General features: G+C 64.1%; 17 protein-coding genes. 12 read left to right on the top strand and 5 right to left on the bottom strand.

Features of this window, described 5'->3' with window-relative positions; all coding sequences use genetic code 11:
- Positions 1 to 6: 6 nt before the first annotated feature.
- Entirely contained in the window at positions 7 to 786 is a 780-nt protein-coding gene (locus JWN03_RS31775) for an enoyl-CoA hydratase/isomerase family protein (protein ID WP_297622706.1), read from the bottom strand.
- 219 nt (positions 787 to 1,005) lie between these two features.
- Between JWN03_RS31775 and JWN03_RS31770 the strand changes: the two genes are divergently transcribed.
- Both JWN03_RS31770 and JWN03_RS31765 read left to right on the top strand, forming a co-directional pair.
- The gene (locus JWN03_RS31770; RefSeq protein WP_297622704.1) at positions 1,006 to 2,502 is read left to right on the top strand and encodes a class I adenylate-forming enzyme family protein; all 1,497 of its coding nucleotides are present in this window, start codon (positions 1,006 to 1,008) and stop codon (positions 2,500 to 2,502) included.
- Between the two features lie 253 nt (positions 2,503 to 2,755).
- Entirely contained in the window at positions 2,756 to 3,826 is a 1,071-nt protein-coding gene (locus JWN03_RS31765; protein WP_297622747.1) for an NAD(P)H-dependent amine dehydrogenase family protein, read from the top strand.
- 123 nt (positions 3,827 to 3,949) lie between these two features.
- Here JWN03_RS31765 and JWN03_RS31760 read toward each other — a convergent pair whose 3' ends face one another.
- From JWN03_RS31760 to JWN03_RS31750, 3 genes are all read right to left on the bottom strand, one after another.
- Positions 3,950 to 4,918 carry an alpha/beta hydrolase gene (locus JWN03_RS31760; RefSeq protein ID WP_297622702.1) on the bottom strand — a complete coding sequence of 323 codons (969 nt, stop codon included), beginning with the start codon at positions 4,916 to 4,918 and terminating at the stop codon, positions 3,950 to 3,952.
- Between the two features lie 38 nt (positions 4,919 to 4,956).
- Positions 4,957 to 5,700, bottom strand: coding sequence for an SDR family oxidoreductase (locus JWN03_RS31755; protein WP_297622700.1), 744 nt, complete (start codon positions 5,698 to 5,700; stop codon positions 4,957 to 4,959).
- Between the two features lie 157 nt (positions 5,701 to 5,857).
- On the bottom strand, positions 5,858 to 7,555 hold the full coding sequence (locus JWN03_RS31750) for a (2,3-dihydroxybenzoyl)adenylate synthase (RefSeq protein ID WP_297622698.1): 1,698 nt from the start codon (positions 7,553 to 7,555) through the stop codon (positions 5,858 to 5,860).
- A 166-nt stretch (positions 7,556 to 7,721) separates the two neighbouring features.
- Here JWN03_RS31750 and JWN03_RS31745 point away from each other — a divergent pair, with 166 nt between their 5' ends.
- From JWN03_RS31745 to JWN03_RS31710, 8 genes are all read left to right on the top strand, one after another.
- Positions 7,722 to 9,218 carry an aldehyde dehydrogenase family protein gene (locus tag JWN03_RS31745; RefSeq protein WP_297622696.1) on the top strand — a complete coding sequence of 499 codons (1,497 nt, stop codon included), beginning with the start codon at positions 7,722 to 7,724 and terminating at the stop codon, positions 9,216 to 9,218.
- A 16-nt stretch (positions 9,219 to 9,234) separates the two neighbouring features.
- A complete protein-coding gene (locus JWN03_RS31740) occupies positions 9,235 to 9,975 on the top strand; it encodes an SDR family NAD(P)-dependent oxidoreductase (protein ID WP_297622694.1) in 741 nt (246 codons plus the stop codon).
- Between the two features lie 100 nt (positions 9,976 to 10,075).
- Positions 10,076 to 10,807: a TetR/AcrR family transcriptional regulator gene (locus JWN03_RS31735; RefSeq protein WP_297622692.1), complete on the top strand. Its 732-nt coding sequence runs from the start codon at positions 10,076 to 10,078 to the stop codon at positions 10,805 to 10,807.
- 114 nt (positions 10,808 to 10,921) lie between these two features.
- Positions 10,922 to 11,704 carry a maleate cis-trans isomerase family protein gene (locus tag JWN03_RS31730; RefSeq protein WP_297622690.1) on the top strand — a complete coding sequence of 261 codons (783 nt, stop codon included), beginning with the start codon at positions 10,922 to 10,924 and terminating at the stop codon, positions 11,702 to 11,704.
- The gene (locus JWN03_RS31725) at positions 11,701 to 12,330 is read left to right on the top strand and encodes a VOC family protein (RefSeq protein ID WP_297622688.1); all 630 of its coding nucleotides are present in this window, start codon (positions 11,701 to 11,703) and stop codon (positions 12,328 to 12,330) included. Before JWN03_RS31730 ends, JWN03_RS31725 begins: the two co-directional genes overlap by 4 nt.
- Positions 12,327 to 12,572, top strand: coding sequence for a hypothetical protein (locus JWN03_RS31720; protein WP_297622686.1), 246 nt, complete (start codon positions 12,327 to 12,329; stop codon positions 12,570 to 12,572). The genes JWN03_RS31725 and JWN03_RS31720 overlap by 4 nt, the downstream gene beginning before the upstream one ends.
- A complete protein-coding gene (locus JWN03_RS31715) occupies positions 12,569 to 13,810 on the top strand; it encodes an alpha/beta hydrolase (protein WP_297622684.1) in 1,242 nt (413 codons plus the stop codon). The genes JWN03_RS31720 and JWN03_RS31715 overlap by 4 nt, the downstream gene beginning before the upstream one ends.
- Before the next feature lie 52 nt (positions 13,811 to 13,862).
- A complete protein-coding gene (locus tag JWN03_RS31710) occupies positions 13,863 to 14,288 on the top strand; it encodes a nuclear transport factor 2 family protein (RefSeq protein ID WP_297622682.1) in 426 nt (141 codons plus the stop codon).
- A gap of 92 nt (positions 14,289 to 14,380) precedes the next feature.
- Here the strand turns inward: JWN03_RS31710 and JWN03_RS31705 are convergent, their stop codons facing one another.
- Positions 14,381 to 15,277 carry a helix-turn-helix domain-containing protein gene (locus JWN03_RS31705; protein WP_297622680.1) on the bottom strand — a complete coding sequence of 299 codons (897 nt, stop codon included), beginning with the start codon at positions 15,275 to 15,277 and terminating at the stop codon, positions 14,381 to 14,383.
- A gap of 166 nt (positions 15,278 to 15,443) precedes the next feature.
- Here JWN03_RS31705 and JWN03_RS31700 point away from each other — a divergent pair, with 166 nt between their 5' ends.
- Positions 15,444 to 16,967, top strand: a complete 1,524-nt coding sequence (locus tag JWN03_RS31700; protein ID WP_297622678.1) for a GMC family oxidoreductase — start codon at positions 15,444 to 15,446, stop codon at positions 16,965 to 16,967.
- Positions 16,968 to 17,012: 45 nt separating this feature from the next.
- Positions 17,013 to 17,447 (top strand): hypothetical protein, encoded by a 435-nt coding sequence (locus JWN03_RS31695; protein ID WP_297622676.1) that lies wholly within the window; start codon positions 17,013 to 17,015, stop codon positions 17,445 to 17,447.
- The last annotated feature ends 445 nt before the right edge of the window (positions 17,448 to 17,892 follow it).

Below are 17,892 nucleotides of genomic sequence, written 5' to 3'. Positions count from 1 at the left end.
GCCCGACTATCGTCGCCGGGCGCTATGTTCCTTGAAGGCGGCTACGCGCTGCTTGTACTCCTGGCCGTACACCAGGACGTTGTTGGTCAGGCGCTCGACGTCACGTGCGGTCGCAGGGTCGGTATTGGCGCACATATTGATCGCGATCTTGGCCAATCCGAGCGCCTCACGCGGTAGCCGGGTGAGCCCGACGGCGAACTCGTGAACCCGGTCGTGGAATTCATCAGCGGGATACACGTCGTGCACGAGACCGATCATGAGCGCGCGCTGGGCATCAACGGGCTGCCCGGCCATTGCGAGCCACTTGGCCCAGTGCTGGCCGAGTAGGCGTGTCATCCGGCTGGTCCCGCCGCTCCCGGCGATCACGGCCAGGTTGATCTCGGGAAGCTTGAAGATCGCATCGGCGGCCGCGAAGCGGAAGTCGCATGAGCCCGACATCTCGACGCCGGCACCGAAGCATTTGCCCTGCGCTGCAAGGATGATCGGTTTGTCCAGCTCCTCCATCGCATCGTAGAGGCGATGATGCTCGAGGTAGTCGTTGCGATACCTGGACGGTGGGCGTTCCTGTTCGTCGATGTCGGTGATGTCGTAACCAGCGGTGAAGTACGGGCCGACCGCACGGATGACGAGAACACGTAGATCGTCGCGTTCGCGCAGAGCATGCACCGCATCCCACAGGACTTCGGTCATCGACGGGCTGATCGCATTGAGTTTGTCCTGCCGATCGAACGTGATGGTCCGGACCCCGTCGCGGTCATCGACGGTCGCATGCGAACTGGCTACCATGGCAGTTCCTCCTGGGTTGTCGACACCGTTCTCGCACTGTATCGCGCGATCGGTGGGGCTGATGTGATGCCAGGGCACCACTTGTTCTCCGATTCCCCGCACTGATCGTCGATGACTGGTGCGCTGGTGCGGAGCTGTTGTATGGATACCATACGATATATGGTATAAAAAAGCGTGTACGTTCTGCCGACGCCTTCCACGCAGCCGACTGAACCGAGCGTGACGTTGTGGGATCTGATCGCAACAGCGGCACACGAGCATCCTGATCGGGTCTTGTTCAGCGACGACTACGGAAGGTCGTTGACCACCGAGCAATTTCGAGACGCGGCGGAACGGGTCGCTGCCGGACTGCGGCTGCGCACCGGGCAAGTCGTGTCCTGGCAGCTTCCGACCGTGCTGGAAGCACCGGTACTGCTGGCAGCGCTCGCCCGGGTCGGCGTGGTGCAGAACCCGCTTGTCGCGATCCTTCGCGAAAGCGAGATCGGGCTGATTACCAGACAGGTATCGCCGGAATTGCTGATCGTTCCGCGGGTCTGGCGTGGTTTCGCCCATGGGGATATGGTGCGCGGGCTCGATGCCGAAGTGGTGGGGCTGGATCTGGAGGCACTAGGGTCGGGTCGCGCGGAGTTGCGGCTTCCGATGGGTGATCCAGCCACCCTGCCCCCGCCACCTACCGACCCAACCGAAGTCCGCTGGCTCTATTTCTCGTCCGGAACGACAGCCGCCCCCAAGGGGGCGCAACATACCGATCTGTCGGTGATCGCCTCGTCCTCGGCCCTGACAGACGCACTCGGGCTGGGCGACGGCGACGTCTATCCGATCGCCTGGGCCTATCCGCATATCGGCGGGGCGTCGGTGACGGCGGCGATATTGCGGCGCGGCGGTCGGCTGGTGCTGTTCGACAGTTTCGACCCGGCGGCAACGGTGGAGCGCATGGCGGTTCATCGACCGACAGTGCTCGGCTCGGCCACACCGTTCTTCCGCGCATATCTGGACGCCCAGCATCGCAAGGCGAGCGATCCCCTGTTTCCTGCGTTGCGGGCCTTCGTCAACGGTGGCGCGGCGATTCCGCCCGACATGATCGACGAGTTGGCTGGGACATTCGGGGTGCGGCACCTTTCGAACTCCTGGGGCCTGACCGAATTCCCCTGCGCCACAGCGTTGGCGGGCGATGATCCGGGGGCGAAGGTCGGCACGGTGGGGCGACCGGCATCGGGGGTGCGGGTTCGGGTCGTCGATGGTGAGCTGAGATTGCAGGGCCCGCAGTGTTTCGCCGGCTACCTCGATTCCACTCTCGATGCCGCGGCGTTCGACGCGGACGGGTGGTTCCGGACCGGTGATCTCGGCACCCTCGACGCCGGATTTGTCAGTGTCGCCGGCCGGTTGAAGGAAATCATCATTCGCAATGCGGAGAACATCTCCGCACTCGAGGTAGAGAATGCGCTGCGACGGCACCGCGACGTCGTGGATGCGGCAGTAGTGGGGGTCCCGGACGCACGGACTGGCGAACGTGTGTGCGCTGTGCTCGTTACCCGGCCCGGCGTCGAGCTGACACTGAAGGATATTGCCGCACATTGCCGCATCGAAGGACTGGCTCGATACAAGACGCCCGAGCAGTTGGAAACAGTGACCGCCTTGCCGCGCAATGCGATGGGAAAGGTGCTCAAACAACAACTGCAAGCCCACATCGGCCAAGGAGGCGACGGCCCACGCTGACCGCCCCATTGCGTCTACTCATTATATATATTATATAGGACGTACTGATATCCGCATTTGTTCAAAGAGGACCGATCGTGGAGAAGACGTAACACAGCAACCCTGGCTTTGTGCGGGTTGTTCGGCTGGTTACTGGTCGCCGCAGGACCAAGCCATGCTCAAGGATCTGATCAGCACTGGGTGGGCGTCTGACGTCGTTCCGTCCGGGTCTGGTTACCCGCGTCGAGTGGTTCAACGAGGAATGGAAGATGACATGAGTTACCGAGTAGTCCAGTTCTCGACCGGCCACGTGGGAATCCATGCCTTGAGGTCGATCATCCGTCACCCCGATTTCGAGCTCGTCGGATTACACGCCCACGGCCCGGACAAAATCGGCCGTGACGCAGCCGAACTCTGCGGGGCCGCCGAACCGACGGGCATTCACGCGACCGACGATCTGGGTGCGCTCGTATCGCTTGGCGCCGACTGCGTCGTCTATACCTCGCAGGCCGAGACACGTCCGGAACAGGCACTTGCGGAGATCACCGCCTTTCTCGCCGCCGGCACGAACGTGGTCGCAACGTCTCTGGTGTGGTTGGTGTACCCGCCACACGCCGATCGGTGGCTGCTCGACCCGATAGCGGCCGCATGTGCCTCCGGAGGATCCACCATGTACGTCAACGGCATCGACCCCGGATTCTCCGGGGACCTCTTGCCGCTTGCGGCACTGAGCCTCACCGAGCGGGCAGACCACATCCTTGTCCAGGAGGTCTTCGACTACGGCAGTTATGACGACGCGGCGTTTACCGGCGCGAGCTTCGGTTTCGGCACGAAGCCGGACAACATCCCAACGCTGTTTCAACCCGGCGTACTTACTTCAATTTGGGGCGGACCGATCCGACTTCTCGCCGATGAGCTCGGTGTCATCGTCGAGGAGATGCGCGAACGCTACGAGACATGGGTGGCGGTCGAGCCGATCGACTGCACGATGATGCGGGTCGAACCCGGTCAGGTCGCCGCCGTGCGTTTCGGAGTCGAGGGCATCGTCGAGGGACGGTCCGCGATTGTCATGGAGCACGTCAACCGGCTTACCGAGGCGGTCGCGCCCGAGTGGCCGTCGCCGCCCGAGGGGCGACCAGGTGTGCATCGCGTCGTCGTGACTGGGCATCCCGGCGTCGAGATCAACGTTCACGTAGGCCTCGATGGCGTCGACCACAACCAGGCGGGCGTGGTCGCGACCGCAGCCAAGGCGGTCAACGCCATCGGAGCAGTGTGTGCAGCCAGGCCAGGACTGATCTCTTTGCGAGATCTTCCAGTGGCACAGGTGCACGGACTCCTCTCGTGAGGAAATGTTGTGTTGCGGCAACGGCAGCGTCAACCGGCCGCACTGTTGTCTTTCGCTACCACCCTGCCCTTTGTGGTCGGCCGGTCCCACTCCGGCAAGGTGCTCGGCGATCTTCCAGGGCTTCTATCCTTGTGCGTGCAGAGCGGTGGATAGGACCGAGATAGCCTGGGCCACGGCGGCTTTGGCGGCCTGCGTATCGTGCAGGGTGTTGAGCATGACGAAGTCGTGCACAATGCCGCCGTACCGTGCCGCGGTCACCGGCACTCCGGCGGTCCGTAGTTTCGCTGCGTACGCCTCGCCCTCATCGCGTAGTATGTCGGCCTCGCCGGTGATGACGAGTGCGGGCGGCAGTCCGGCCAGCTGTTCCGTGGTGGCACGCAGCGGCGACGCGGTGATCTGGGCGCGGTCGGATTCGCTGGTGGTGTACTGATCCCAGAACCACTGCATGCCCTCGCGGGCGAGGAAGTAGCCCTCGGCGAACTCGTGGTAGGAACCGGTATCGAAGTTCGCGTCGGTCACCGGGTAGAACAGCACCTGCTGGCGGAAAGTGACATCGCCGCGCTCCTTCGCCATGAGGGTCAGCGCAATGGCCATATTGCCGCCGACCGAATCGCCCGCAATCGCGATGCGCGATGCGTCGAGGCCCTTCTCGGCGCCGTTTGTGCTGACCCACTGGGCAACTCGATAGGACTGCTCATTGGCGACCGGGTACCGCACCTCCGGCGACCGATCGTATTCGGGGAACACCACGGCGGCGCCGGTGCCGACCGCGAGGTCACGCACCAGACGGTCGTGGGTGTGCGCGTCGCCGAAAACCCAACCCGCGCCGTGGGTGTACACGATCACTGGCAGAACACCGGTGTTGCCAACAGGTTTGACGATGCGCACCCGCACCGACCCGGTCGGGCCGCCGTCGACGGTGATCCACTCCTCATCGATCTCCGGCTTGAAGATCGGGCTGTCCTGTACTCCGTCGACCGCCTTGCGGCCCTCGTCCGGTTCGAGCTGATATAGAAAGGGCGGCTCGGATGTCGCGTCGACGAATGCCTGCGCGGCGGGTTCGAGCGAAATGTGGTGCGGGTTTCCAGCCATGATCATCCTTTGGTTGGTGTGCTTTGAAGGATTCGTATCTATTTGCCCGTGATAGGACCGCTGCCCGCCAATTCGCCCCCGTCCACTATGAACTCGCCGCCGATGGCAAAACTGGACTCGTCGCTGGCCAGATAGACGATCAGGCTGGACAACTCCGCAGGCTGCCCGCGCCGGCCGAGCGGGTTCAGTCCGGCAACGTCGAGGCCATCCGTCATCGCCGTAGCCACGGCGCCAGGGTGCACCGAGTTGACCCTGACGTTCTGGTTCGCGAGTTCCACGGCCAAGGACTTCGTAAGACCACGAACCCCGAACTTCGAGGCGGTGTAGCCGTGAAGTTCCGCGTACCCTCTGAATCCGGCGGTCGAGGAAATATTGATGATCGAGGCGGGCGCCGCGGCACGGAGACTGGGTATTGCCGCCTTTGCACCGAGGAATTGGCCGGTCAGATTGACTGCGATGATCTTGTCCCACTGATCGAGACCGTACTCGTCCAGGGGCCCGGAGTTCATGATGCCGGCATTGTTCACGAGCACGTTCAGGCGGCCGAAGGTCTGCTCGGCGAGTTGGACAGCCTCCTGCCAGGACGAGAAGTCCGAAACATCCAAGCGGGTGGATATCGCGTTCTCTGCGCCGAGTTCGCGGGCGAGCTCCTTCCCTTCTGCATCCAGTACGTCACCGATCACGACTCGACCGCCTTCGGCGACGATGGCTCGAGCATGTTGGGCGCCCATCCCGCGGGCTGCGCCACTGATAAGGGCTACTTTTCCTTGAAGTCTTTGCATATCTGGTTCAGCGCCTTCCGTGTTCGGCGGATTCCTATTCAGGGGCGCACTGTGCGTCCTAGGAAGAAATATGCGTATCTTTCAGAGTGCGCGCGTGCGCGCGAAAGCTGTTGTCGTATAGGCAAATGTGAGGCAGGGGCCGTAGGGCCGCAGCGGATTACTGCTCGTCCGCGAGCTTTTGCTCGATATCCGCGCGGAGGTCCTTCTTGGAAACCTTGCCGACGTTGGATAGCGGGAGTATGTCGGCGATCTCGATGCGTTCGGGCAGCTTGTATTTTGCCAGGCCCTGCGCGAGGAGGAACTCGCCCAAGGTAGCGACGGAAAGCAGCGCGGTGCCGGATTCCTGTACGAGGTAGGCGCAGCCGCGCTCGCCCAGAATGGGGTCGGGCATCGCGACGAGGGCGGCGGTGCGCACATCCGGGTGGCGGACGATCAATTCTTCGACTTCTTCGGCGTGGATCTTCTCGACACCGCGGTTGATGACGTCCTTGGTGCGGCCCATGACGGAATAGCACACCTGGCCGTCGATCACCGATCGCTGGGCCAGGTCGCCCGTGCGGTAGAACCCATCGGAGGTGAATGCCTTCGCATTATGTTGCGCGGCACGGTAGTAGCCGCGGATCGTATAGGGGCCCCGCACGCAGAGTTCGCCGATTTCGCCCAATTGAACCTCGATACCGGTATCGGGCTCGAGGATGCGGATTTCATCAGCGGGCGAGATGGGCCGGCCGACGCTGTGATGGCGAACCGATTCGCTCGCGCCGGCCGGGGTGACGAGGAACATGCCCTCGGCCATGCCGAACTTCTGACGGACCGCGATTCCGAGTTCGTCACGCAGTCGTTCGGTGATCTCGACCGGAAGCTTCTGCCCGCCGACGATGAAGTCACGGAGGGACGACAGATCCACCGTACGAGTCCGGGGGTGTTCGAGCAGCCGGATGGCCAGCGCCGGCGGGACGAGCGGCATGCTGTCGGGCCGGGTGGCCTCGATGAGATCGAGGAGCATGTCGATGTCGGCGGAGGGCGAAAGGACCAGGGTGGCGCCACTGAGCAGCGCTGGTTGCAGGGCCACCTGAATGCCGGCGTTATGCATGATCGGCAGTGGGTACAGTGCGACTGTGCCGGGCCCCCAGCCCAGGGTTTCGGCCCACGCCTTGGCGTTGTAGGTGTATTCCTCGTGCAGCCGGGGCGCGACCTTGGGCAAACCGGTTGTGCCGCCGGAGAGTTGGAAGACGGCGATCCGTTCGGGGCCCAGGACGTGATAGGGCAGCAGGCCGGGGTCATCGAGCCGGGTCGGCCGCAGTAGTTCGTCGAAGCCGACGGCATCGTCGAAAGCCGTTCCGCGGGCGATGATTACGTCGTCGATAACACCCCGGTCGATCAGTGTGCGCGCATTGTCCAGGAGTTGGCCGCGTCCGAAATCGGCCTGCAGGATCAAGCCGCGGGCTCCGATATGGCCTGCAAGGATCTCGATCTCGCGCACCCCGTGCTGGGGGAGTGTGCAGACGGGGCGCATGCCTGCCAGGAGGCAGCCGAGGTAGGCGACGACGGTCTCGGCGACATTGCCCATCTGGAACATCACCGCATCGCCCGGCCAGAGGCTGGTCCTGGTCAGTAGGCCACCGGCGAATCGTTCTGCGGTACCGAACAATTCGCGATAGGACCAGCTGTGCTCGGGGGTGACCAAGGCGATGCGGTCGGCGTACTGTGCCGCAGCCGAGCTCAACTCCGATGGCAGTGATCTGCCGGTCCAGTAGCCGGCTGCCCGGTACCGGGCAGCCATGTCGGCCGGGTACGGGACGAGTTCTTCCAGGGTGAGCTCGATATCGGTGTGGGAACCAGCCGTCGCGTTCATGCCTCGAATTTACGACGACCCGCGCCCGGAGTCAACGGCAATGTCAGGTTATCGACGCATGTGTTGACAAATCTGGCTGTCCCGGTTCATCGTTGGTAAGCGCCCGTCGCCCACCGACGTCGATGAGGCCGAGCGGTGCCGGCACAGTTCAAAGGAGATCATCGAAATGCTCAGTGCAACAACAACTCCCCATACCGCGTGGAGCGCGTTCGCCGAGGACGGCGGATGGAACGGCAAGATCTACAGCGGTGGCTGGAAGGAGCCCGGCCTGGGCACGGCGCCGATCACCGAGAAGGCCACCGGCGAGGTGCTGGGCTATACGGGCATTGCTTCGGAGAGCGACGTCGCCGCCGCTGCCTCCGATGCGCATGCGGCACAGGCGGAATGGGCGCAGGTGCCGGGCCCGGTCCGCGGCGATGTGCTGCGCCGGTTTTCCCAGCTGCTGCTCGAGCACAGTGCACAGATCGCCGAGCGGATGATCCGGGAGACCGGGTCCCCGCGGGCCAAGGCCGAGTGGGAAGTGCGCATGACCTCGCGCGAAGCGCTCGAAGCCGCCAATCTCGGCAGTGCGCCGACGGGGTCCGTCGTAGCGAGTGCCGAAGTGGGGCGGCACAGTATCGCCCGGCGCATTCCGCTCGGCGTGGTCGGCGTCATCACGCCGTGGAATTCCCCCTTGCTGCTCGGCACGCGCGCTGTCGCCCCCGCGCTGGTGATGGGCAATGCGGTGCTGCTCAAGCCCGATGTGCAGACGCCTTCGGTGGGCGGCTTCCTGTTCGCCGAACTGCTCGAAGATGCCGGTCTCCCCCGGGGATTGCTGCATGTGCTGCCCGGCGCCATCGAGACCGGGCAGGCTCTGGTCAAGGAACCGGCCGTCGACATGATCAGCTTTACCGGTTCGACCCGCGGCGGCCGTAATGTCGGGTCGGTCGCGGGCGGCGCGCTCAAGCGGGTCTCCCTGGAGCTGGGCGGCAACAACCCCTACATCGTGCTCGACGACGCCGATCTCGAGGCCGCTGCCAGTGCCGGCGCCTTCGGATCGTATTTCCACCAGGGCCAGATCTGCCTCACTGCGGGCCGCCACCTGGTTCACGAGCGGGTCGCCGATGCCTACCTCGACATCCTGGTGCGAAAGACCAAGGCGCTCACCGTCGGAAACCCGCTTACAGACGACGTCGATCTGGGGCCGATCGTCAACGAGCGCCAGGCCGCGCATGCGGAGAAGATCGTCACCGATTCGGCGGCCGCCGGTGCCCGAGTCCTGGCCGGCGGATCCCGCGCCGGGCTGTTCTTCGAGCCGACCGTCCTGGCCGGGGTTACTCCGGGCATGGCCGCATTCGACGAGGAGATATTCGGCCCGATCGCGCCGATTACCACCTTCCGCGATGACGAGGAGGCGATCGCGCTGGCCAACCGCACCAATTACGGACTTGTCGCGGCCGTGGTCTCGGCTGATGTGACGCGCGCCCAGCTGGTGGCCGATCGGCTGCACGCCGGCGTGGTCCACATCAACGACCAGACCGTCCTGCACGAGGTGTACGGCCCGATCGGCGGAGTCGGCGACTCGGGCAACGGGTTCAACCACAGCACACTCACCAATGCGGACCAGTTCACCGAATGGCAGTGGCTCACCAGCCGTACCGAGATTCCCTCCTACCCCTTCTAGAGTGAGGACAACGCATATGCCTACCAATCGGAGAGTCGCTGTAGTAACCGGTGCGGCGCAGGGTTTCGGCCGGGCCATCAGCGTCGGTCTCGCGGGTCGCGGCATCGACATCGTCGCCGTCGACCTGAACGAGGCCATCGACACCGTGAAAGAAGTAGAGTCGCTGGGAGTTCGGGGTATCGCAGTGTCCGGCGATGTCTCCGACCCGGATATCACCCCCCGGGTATCTGCGGTGCTGCGCGAGGAATTCGGGCGCGGCGACATTCTGGTGAACAATGCCGGGATCTACCCCAACGTGCCATTCGACGAAGTCGACTACGAGTTGTGGCGGCGCGTCCATCGGATCAATCTGGATTCCCAGTTCCTCATGGTCAAGGCGGTGCTACCGCTCATGGCGGAGGGTGGCTGGGGCCGGATCGTCAACATCACCTCGAACTCGGTCGCGCTGCCGGCCACAGGGCTGTCGCACTACATAGCCAGCAAGATGGGGGTGATCGGATTTACTCGAGGTTTGGCGAATGATGTTGGTAAGCAAGGCATCACAGTCAATGCCGTCGGACCGACCGCGTCGCTGACACCTGGTGGTCACACCCATATCGACCCGGCCGTGATCGCGGAGCTATCCAACTCGCAGTCGATCAAACGACCCGGTACCGCGCAGGACATCGTCGGCACCGTGCTGTTCCTGGCCGGTGAGGACAGCGGCTGGGTGACCGGGCAGACGATCATGGCCGACGGCGGCCTGGTCCGCCTGTAGACCGGAAAGGACTTCACCATGACGTCACCATCTCCGGCGCGGAGAATCGCGCCGAGCCCATCCTCCGGGACCGCGGCCGGGAAATCGTTACGATTCGACGATGACAGCAGGTAGCGGGGAGGCCCCGGAGGCGACGCAGGCCGAAGGTCGCCGTCGTACCAACGCGCGGCGCACTCTGGTGACCCGCGAGTTGCTGGACCGGGCGACCTCGTTGTTCGCCGAAAAAGGGTACGAAACCACCACTCTCAAGGATGTTGCCGATGCGGTCGGGATATCCAGACCGGCGCTCTACCACTACGTGTCGAGCAAAGAGGATCTGCTCGCCATGCTGGTGGAGCAGATCGGTCTGAACCTCGCTGAATCGCTCACCGCGCTGCGGCAGCGAACCGATCTTTCCGCCGAGGGGAAGCTACGGGAATTGAGCGGCACACTGGTGCGTCAGCGTGCCGAATCGCCGAATCAGTTCCGCGTCCTGGACCGCTCCGAGGCGTTGGTTCCCGAGCCGCTGCGGACCCTTCATCGGCAGGCGCGGCGCACCGTGCTGACCGAGTTGGCCGGGCTGATCGAGGAGGGCATCGCGGCGGGAGAGTTCAAGCGGCTGGATCCGCAGGTTGCGGCGTTCACCGTGCTGGGCATGTGCAACTGGGTCGCCTGGTGGTACCACCCGGGGATCGGGATCGAGATCGATGCGGTGGCAGCACAGATCAGTCAATCGGCGGTCGACGTGCTGATCGTTCGCGGACCCCAGGGGCCCGAGTCGGTCGGCGCCGCCCTCGCCACCATGAGTGCGGGCCTTGAAACGCTCAAACGCTTACTGCCGGAACAGGTTTGATCGATCATCTTTCGATGATCACCACCGCCCGCCGCATCATGCGCCGGGCGGTTTTTTTGTGCTTGGGGACGTCGCGGGGTTGACAGTTCGACACTCGTGTTGAAAACTAGACACATGAGTCAATTCCGGATCGGGCTGGTAGTACCGAGTTCGAACGTGACCGTCGAGACCGAGATGCCTCGAATCCTGGGTCGCCATCGGACCGCCGAATTTTCGTTCCATTCGAGCCGGATGCGGATGCACACCGTGTCGCCGGAACAGTTGCGCGCCATGAACACTCAGCGGGAGCGCTGCATACTTGAGCTCGGTGACGCCGGCGTCGACGCGGTGCTGTACGCGTGCCTCGTCGCGGTGATGGTCGGCGGACCGGGCGAGCACCGTCGAGTCGAGGACTCGATCGCACGTCAGCTGCTGGCCGGTGAGAGCGCCGCGGCCGTGCTGTCCAGTGCGGGTGCGTTGACCGAAGGGCTACGCGCACTCCGGGCTCAACGCATCGCGCTGGTCACGCCCTATGTGCGGCCGCTCGCCGAGCAGGTGGTGGCCTATCTGGAGTCGGAAGGTTTCGCGGTATCCGATTGGCGGGCCCTCGAAGTCGAGGACAACGGCGAAGTCGGCCGCATCCCCGGGGCGCAGGTACTCGATGCGGCGCGCCAACTGGACTTGAAAGATGTTGATGCGCTGGTGATCTCGGCCTGTGTGCAGATGCCGTCACTGGATCTGGTGCAACGCGCCGAGGACGAATTCGGGCTGCCTGTCCTGTCTGCCGCGACAGCGGGCGCGTACGCCCTGCTGCGGCGACTCCGATTGGCCGTGGACATCCCCGACGCCGGCAGCCTATTGCGCGCCGATGCCGTCCATGGCCCGGTAAGCCAACGAGTACAAGGAGATTCACGATGAGCAAGCCCGAACATCGCGTCCAGGGCGTCGATCATGCGGCGTTCCCGACATTCGACCCGGCCGCGACCGTCCACTTCTACCGTGACGTCCTCAAATTCCCTGTGGTGCACGCAATCTGCGCCGCCGGATGGGGACCGGAGAAGCACCCGGACTTCATCCACTTCTTCTTCGACATTGGCAACGGCGACCGCATCGCCTTCTTCTACTACTTCGGGTTCGAACGGCCGATCGGATCCGGTTCCGGCGGCGATGTCTACGCGCGGTTCTCCGACGATGTGCCTGGCTTCTTCATCGGCTCGCGCCATCTGGCGATCCACGTCGAGGACGAGGAGGATCTGCTGGAATACCGCCGACGGCTCGATGATTCGCAGTGGCCGGTCGAGATGCGCGTCATGCACGAGACGATCGACTCCATCTACACCCACGATCCGAATGGATATCTGGTCGAATTGACCAGGGCACTGCGGCCGGTGACTCCGCAGGAGGACCTGGACGCGGCGCTCACCGTCGACGCGCTGGTCGAGGTCGCCGCCGATCCCGAGCCTAGCCTGGACAAACTACTTGCGCGCAAGGCCGAGCTGATCGTCGAGCGCGCCGCACAGTGGACGGAACCGACGCCGGTATGAGTACCTTCTTCGTCTTGGATGTCCCCGAGAACGCGGGCCTCCCACACATCGCCGCACAGGATTCGGCGGTATCGGTCGACAAGGTCGGGCCGTACTTCCGCATCGCCTCACCGAACACCATCGTCGTCGACCGTCGCGCGACCGGATGCCGACACGCGGTCTGGTACAGCGTCGTCGCCGGACTGCTGCATTCCCGAATCACCCAGCACGACAAGAACGCTCTGCGCGTGGAGACTCGATGACCCAGACGACACGGCTCGGCGCCGGGCGGTATATCAGTGCCGGGCAGGCGCCCGCCACAACGATTACCACCGCACACGAGCTGCGCACCAGCGACGGTGCGACCGTGACGGGCGTGCTGCGCACAGTGCCGGGTGCCCGGGGGGTCGTCTGCCTGATGCATCCGCGTCAGGACTTCACCCACCATGTTCTGGTTCCGGAGCTGCTCGCGCGTGGCGCCGCCGTGTGGACACAGACTTCCCGCTCGGTCAACAACGACCTGGCACTGATTCATGAGCAGACCGTCCTCGACATGGCCGCAGGGCAGGCGTTCCTGCGTGAGGCCGGATTCGCGCACGTGATCACCCTCGGCCATTCCGGCGGTGGCACGCTGGCGGCGCTCTACCACCAGCAGGCCGGACTTGCTCCGGCGCAGCGGATCTCACACACCCCGGCAGGTCGGCCGACCATGCTGGCCGACGCCGAACTGCCACTGCCGGATGCCGCGATCTTCCTCGCTGCCCACCTCGGGCAGGGCAGGCTACTGCAGCGGTTGATCGATCCATCTGTCATCGATGAGACCGACCCGCTGTCTGTAGACCCCGGCCTGGACCCCTACCGTGCCGCCAATGGTTTCGCTTCGCCGCCGCAGAGCTCTTCCTACGCACCAGAATTCATCGATCGATACCGTGCGGCGCAACGCGCCCGCATCAGCCGTATCGACAATCTGGCCCGGGAACTGGCCACCGAAGCCGCCGCGGCACGCATCTGCTACGCCGACACCGGTGACGTCAGCGATCGCCGACGGGCGATAGCGCCCCGTGTCATCACCGTCTATCGCACTGATGCCGATCTGCGTAGTGTCGACCAGTCGCTGGATCCCAATGAGCGTCCATACGGATCGCTACTCGGTCGCCGACCCGATCTCATCAATTACGGGCTGACCGGATTCGGCCGGTTCTGCACCCCCGACGCCTGGCTGTCCACCTGGTCGGCCAATACCTCCAACGCCGACCTGCTGCGCTGCGCCCCCGGTGTGACCGCGCCGACGCTGCTGATCGAACTCACCGGCGACCAAGCCGGCTTCCCCGAAGACGCGGCCGCTGTGCGGCGTGAGATCGGCGCCGTCGACCTCACCCATCGCGTAGTACGCGGCCTGCATTTCGGTGGGCCCATTTCCGCCGGGGAACCTACCGCAAGCAGCCTTTCCGCCGATGTCATCGGCGAATGGATCGCCGCACGATTTCCACTCGCGGCCTGACTGTAGTCCGATATAGACGGTAAGGAATGCAATGGCTATTACCATGGGAACAATGACCGAAGAGCAGCGGGTCTCGGTGGCCCGGGAATTTCTGCTGCGGCTCGACAAGGACGAGGACATCCTCGAATTGTTCGACGACGATGCGTTGTATTATTTTCCCAAACGCGGCTTGATGCGGGGTAAGCAGGAAATCTCCGAGTTCTTGGTACAGCTCGGAAAGTTTATTTCCGTAATCAAACACGATGCCGACCGATTCAATATCGTCACTCAAGGGTCTCTCGTTGTCATCGAGGGAGCCAGTAGTGGAGTAACTGCCGATGGTGTCGAATGGGTAGCCGGGCGTACCCATGCTGGAAACTGGTGCGATGTGTTCGACATTCAGGACTTCAAGATCCGTCGGCTGAGCACGTACCTCGATCCCGATTATGCTGGGGCAGATACCGCGCGATACCCATGGTTGCAGACGGAATCTCGGTAATGCGCTGAGAATGTGAGGAAAACGACGGCCTGCCCATCATCTGATGGGCAGGCCGTCGTTTTGCGTCCGTCGGCCGGGCTCGCCGGCGGAGTTCAGCCGATCTCGCGGGAACCGGTCCGGGCGTTGGTCCGCGCTGCAGGAGTCGCGATCCAGCTCGCCAGCATGGTCAGCGCCTCCGCGGACTGTGACCCCGCTGTCGCGGAGTAGGTGATGAGCTTCTGTTCCGGGGCACCGGGCACGCCGAGTGCGTCGTAGTCGAGTGTCAACGGACCCGCGATCGGGTGCACGAAGCGTTGGGTGTCGAAAGTACAGGTGTGGACCCGATGTTCGGACCACAGGCAGCGAAACTCGGCGCTCTTGACCGAGAGTTCGCCGATGAGTTCGTTGAGAAAGCTGTCGTCGCGATTGCCTGCCACCTGGGCGCGGAGCACCGCTGCCGCGTCGGAGGCCACGGCTTCCCAGTCCGCGTAGCGCTCTCGCGCCTGCGGTGCGAGAAACGTCCACCGGGCGAGGTTGCGGTCGCGGACCGGCTCCGCCTCGATGTCGAAGTACAGCGCCGCCGCCATCTCGTTCATCGCCAGCAATTGCATTCCGTGGCCCATGACCAGCGCGGGCATATCCGTAATCGACCTCAGTAGACGGGTCACGCTGGGACGCACCTGCTGCGTGGGCTCCGGAGTGGAAAACGGTCCGAGGGTCGGCCCGGAGGCAAGGACGAAGAAGTATTCCTGTTCGGTCGGATCGAGGCGTAAGGCGCGAGCGATCGCCGCCAGGATTTCCGACGAGACCTGTCCGGTACGGCCCTGCTCGAGCCGTGCGTAATAGTCGACGCTTACGCCGGAAATATGTGCGACCTCTTCCCTGCGCAACCCTTCGACGCGTCGAATTCGCCGACCGGCACCGCGCTGTGCAGTGATACCGACATCGGTCGGCCGCAGCCTGGCGCGGCGACTACGCAGGAATTGTCCGAGCTCGGCGTTCGTATCCATACTTCGATTATGCGGTCGCGTTGCCTTTCGCGGAATGTCTCAAGGTAGCACTGGCAGTCCTAGGTTGAACCGTGCGCAATATCCGGGATTCGACCGGCGAGACTCTCCGTTACTCCATATAGCCCGCCGCATTCGAGCCGGTGGATCGCAGGGAAGCGAATGAGACATGAGCAAAAATGAAAAGGTCAGGAATTTCGACGTAATTGTCGTCGGCGGTGGCTCCGCCGGTGCTGTGCTGGCCAACAGATTGTCGGCCGACTCCACTCGGCAGGTGCTGCTGCTCGAAGCCGGGCAGGCATACGCCCCCGCGGACTACCCGCGGGTTCTTGCCGAGGCGGCACGCGTCGGCGGGGACGCCGCACACGACTGGGGATATCACGCGAGGATCGGTATCGGCGACCGCGACGTTCCGGCACCGCGCGGAAAGGTGCTGGGTGGTAGCTCGGCGGTCAATGCGGCGGTAGCGATGCGCGCACGACCCGCGGACTTCGACAACTGGGCCGCACGGGGATTGACCGGCTGGTCGGTGCCCGACGTCATGCGCACCTACCGCGAACTGGAGAACACCCCGACCGGTGACGACGCGTTCCACGGCCGCACCGGGCCGTTCCCCGTCCGGCAGCGCAGCTATGACGAACTGACTCCCTCCCTGCAGGCGTTCGTCGATGCCTCGTCGCAGCACGGGTTGACGCGCATCGACGACATGAATGCCGATAAGCAGAACGGTGTTTCGCCGTATCCGCTCAACGTCGTGTCCGAGGTGCGTCAGAACACCGGGATCGTCTACCTCACCGCGGACGTGCGCAACCGGCCGAACCTGGTCATTCGCCCGCTGGTAGAGATCGATCGGGTCTTGTTCGCCGGCGTCACCACTCGCGGCGTTGTCGCCACCGATGGAGTGGAATACCTTGCACCGCAAGTCATTCTGTCTGCGGGAACTTATGGTAGCGCGGCGATTCTGATGCGTTCGGGTATCGGCCCAGCCGGTGATCTGGGTCGGCTCGGAATCCGCACCGTAGCCGACCTCCCCGTCGGCAAGCGCCTGCAGGACCACCCGTTCTTCTTCAACAACTATGCCCTGCGGCCACAGGCGAGTGCGATGTCACCGGCCGCCGGCGCGATCGTGTGGACGGCGACCAGCCAAGCTCGGCGCGACGAACTGGATCTGCACATCTCGGCGACGCACCTGATCGATCCGGCAGCCAGCCCTACCGGCGGCGCCATCGTCCTGGCGGTCGCGGTGGTACGCCCGGAATCCATCGGAACGTTCAAGCTGCGCAGCGCGAATCCCGCTGCCGCGCCGTTGATCGACTACAACTTCCTGGCCACCCCTCGTGACCGCGAGCGGATGCTCGAGGGGGTCAAGCTCAGCCGCGCGATCGCGCGTGAGGCCGCTTTCGCCCGTATCGCGGCCGGTGAACTGACGCCGGGCGAACAGGTCGCCACGGATGCGCAACTGGTCGCCGCCATCGCGGAACAGGTTGGGCCGTACCAGCATCCGACCTCCACCGTGCCGATGGGCGCCGACACCGATCCGTCGGCCGTGGTGGACAACAGGGGCGCCGTGTACGGCCTCACCGGGCTCCGTGTCGTCGATGCATCGATCCTCCCTGAAATACCTTCCACTGCAACAAATCTCACCACAATCATGGTGGCCGAGCATATCTATCGGAACACACTCGCCCGCTGAGGGTGGCACAGGAAGAAGGATTATGACCACCACACCACGCACTACGTGATCACCGGATCGGCCTCCGGGATCGGCTCGGCAGCAGCAAAACTGCTGCAGGGCCAAGGAGATCGGGTCACCGACCAGAGCGGCGGCTCGATCGATGCCATCCTGACTGTCGCCGGTGTCGACCTCGGCGGCCCGGCCACGGTGGCGATCAACTACTACGGTGCGCTCTCCACGCTGGAGGGACTGCGGCCGCTACTGCTGAAGTCTGCCGCGCCGCGTGCCGTCGCGGTCTCGTCCATCACCTCGGTGCATCCGTTCGATCAACAGTTACTGGACGCCATGCTCGATGGAACCGAGGAGCAGGCATTGCGCCGGGCAAAGGTTACGAACTACGCCTATCCCACGACCAAACGCGCTGGTGACTGCCGCGCGCGTGTCACCGCCCACCGAGATCGCTGTGACGAGGAGATCTCGGTGGGCGGGATGTGCTAGCCCGGGATCTGTGCGCCGGTGCCGAGGGCACAGCCTGTCACGCCGCCGATACCGATAATCGTGGTGGCGGAGCAGACAGGTGCCGTGACGACGCACCCGGCGCCGCCGCCCACAACTGCTCTCAAACCGACACCGGTGTCCTCCTGGGATTTTCCTGGAGTACCCACGATTGTGGTCCGCGAATGGCTACGGATACGGGGATTCGGGTCAACTGAACTGATGGCGTGGCGTCGAGAGTTTCCTGGAACCATGGGAAGAACTGCCAGAAACGCGGTGTGTCCCGCCCTCATATCCAGCGGTTACCTATCTCCCACCGCGGCGGCGTAGGTAGTCGGATTCGAGTACTCGAAGATGCGGGTGATGAGTCCGTTGCCGATGTCCACCAAGAAGAGGTAGTCGTTGCGGTATACGCGGTCGGAGCCGGCGACGGCGTTGTTGCCGCGCA

The sequence above is a fragment of the Nocardia sp. genome (genome assembly GCF_025465275.1).
GTDB lineage: Bacteria > Actinomycetota > Actinomycetes > Mycobacteriales > Mycobacteriaceae > Nocardia.
Note: the sequence above shows the minus strand (reverse complement) of the source record. Positions and strands in the feature narration are given on the sequence as shown.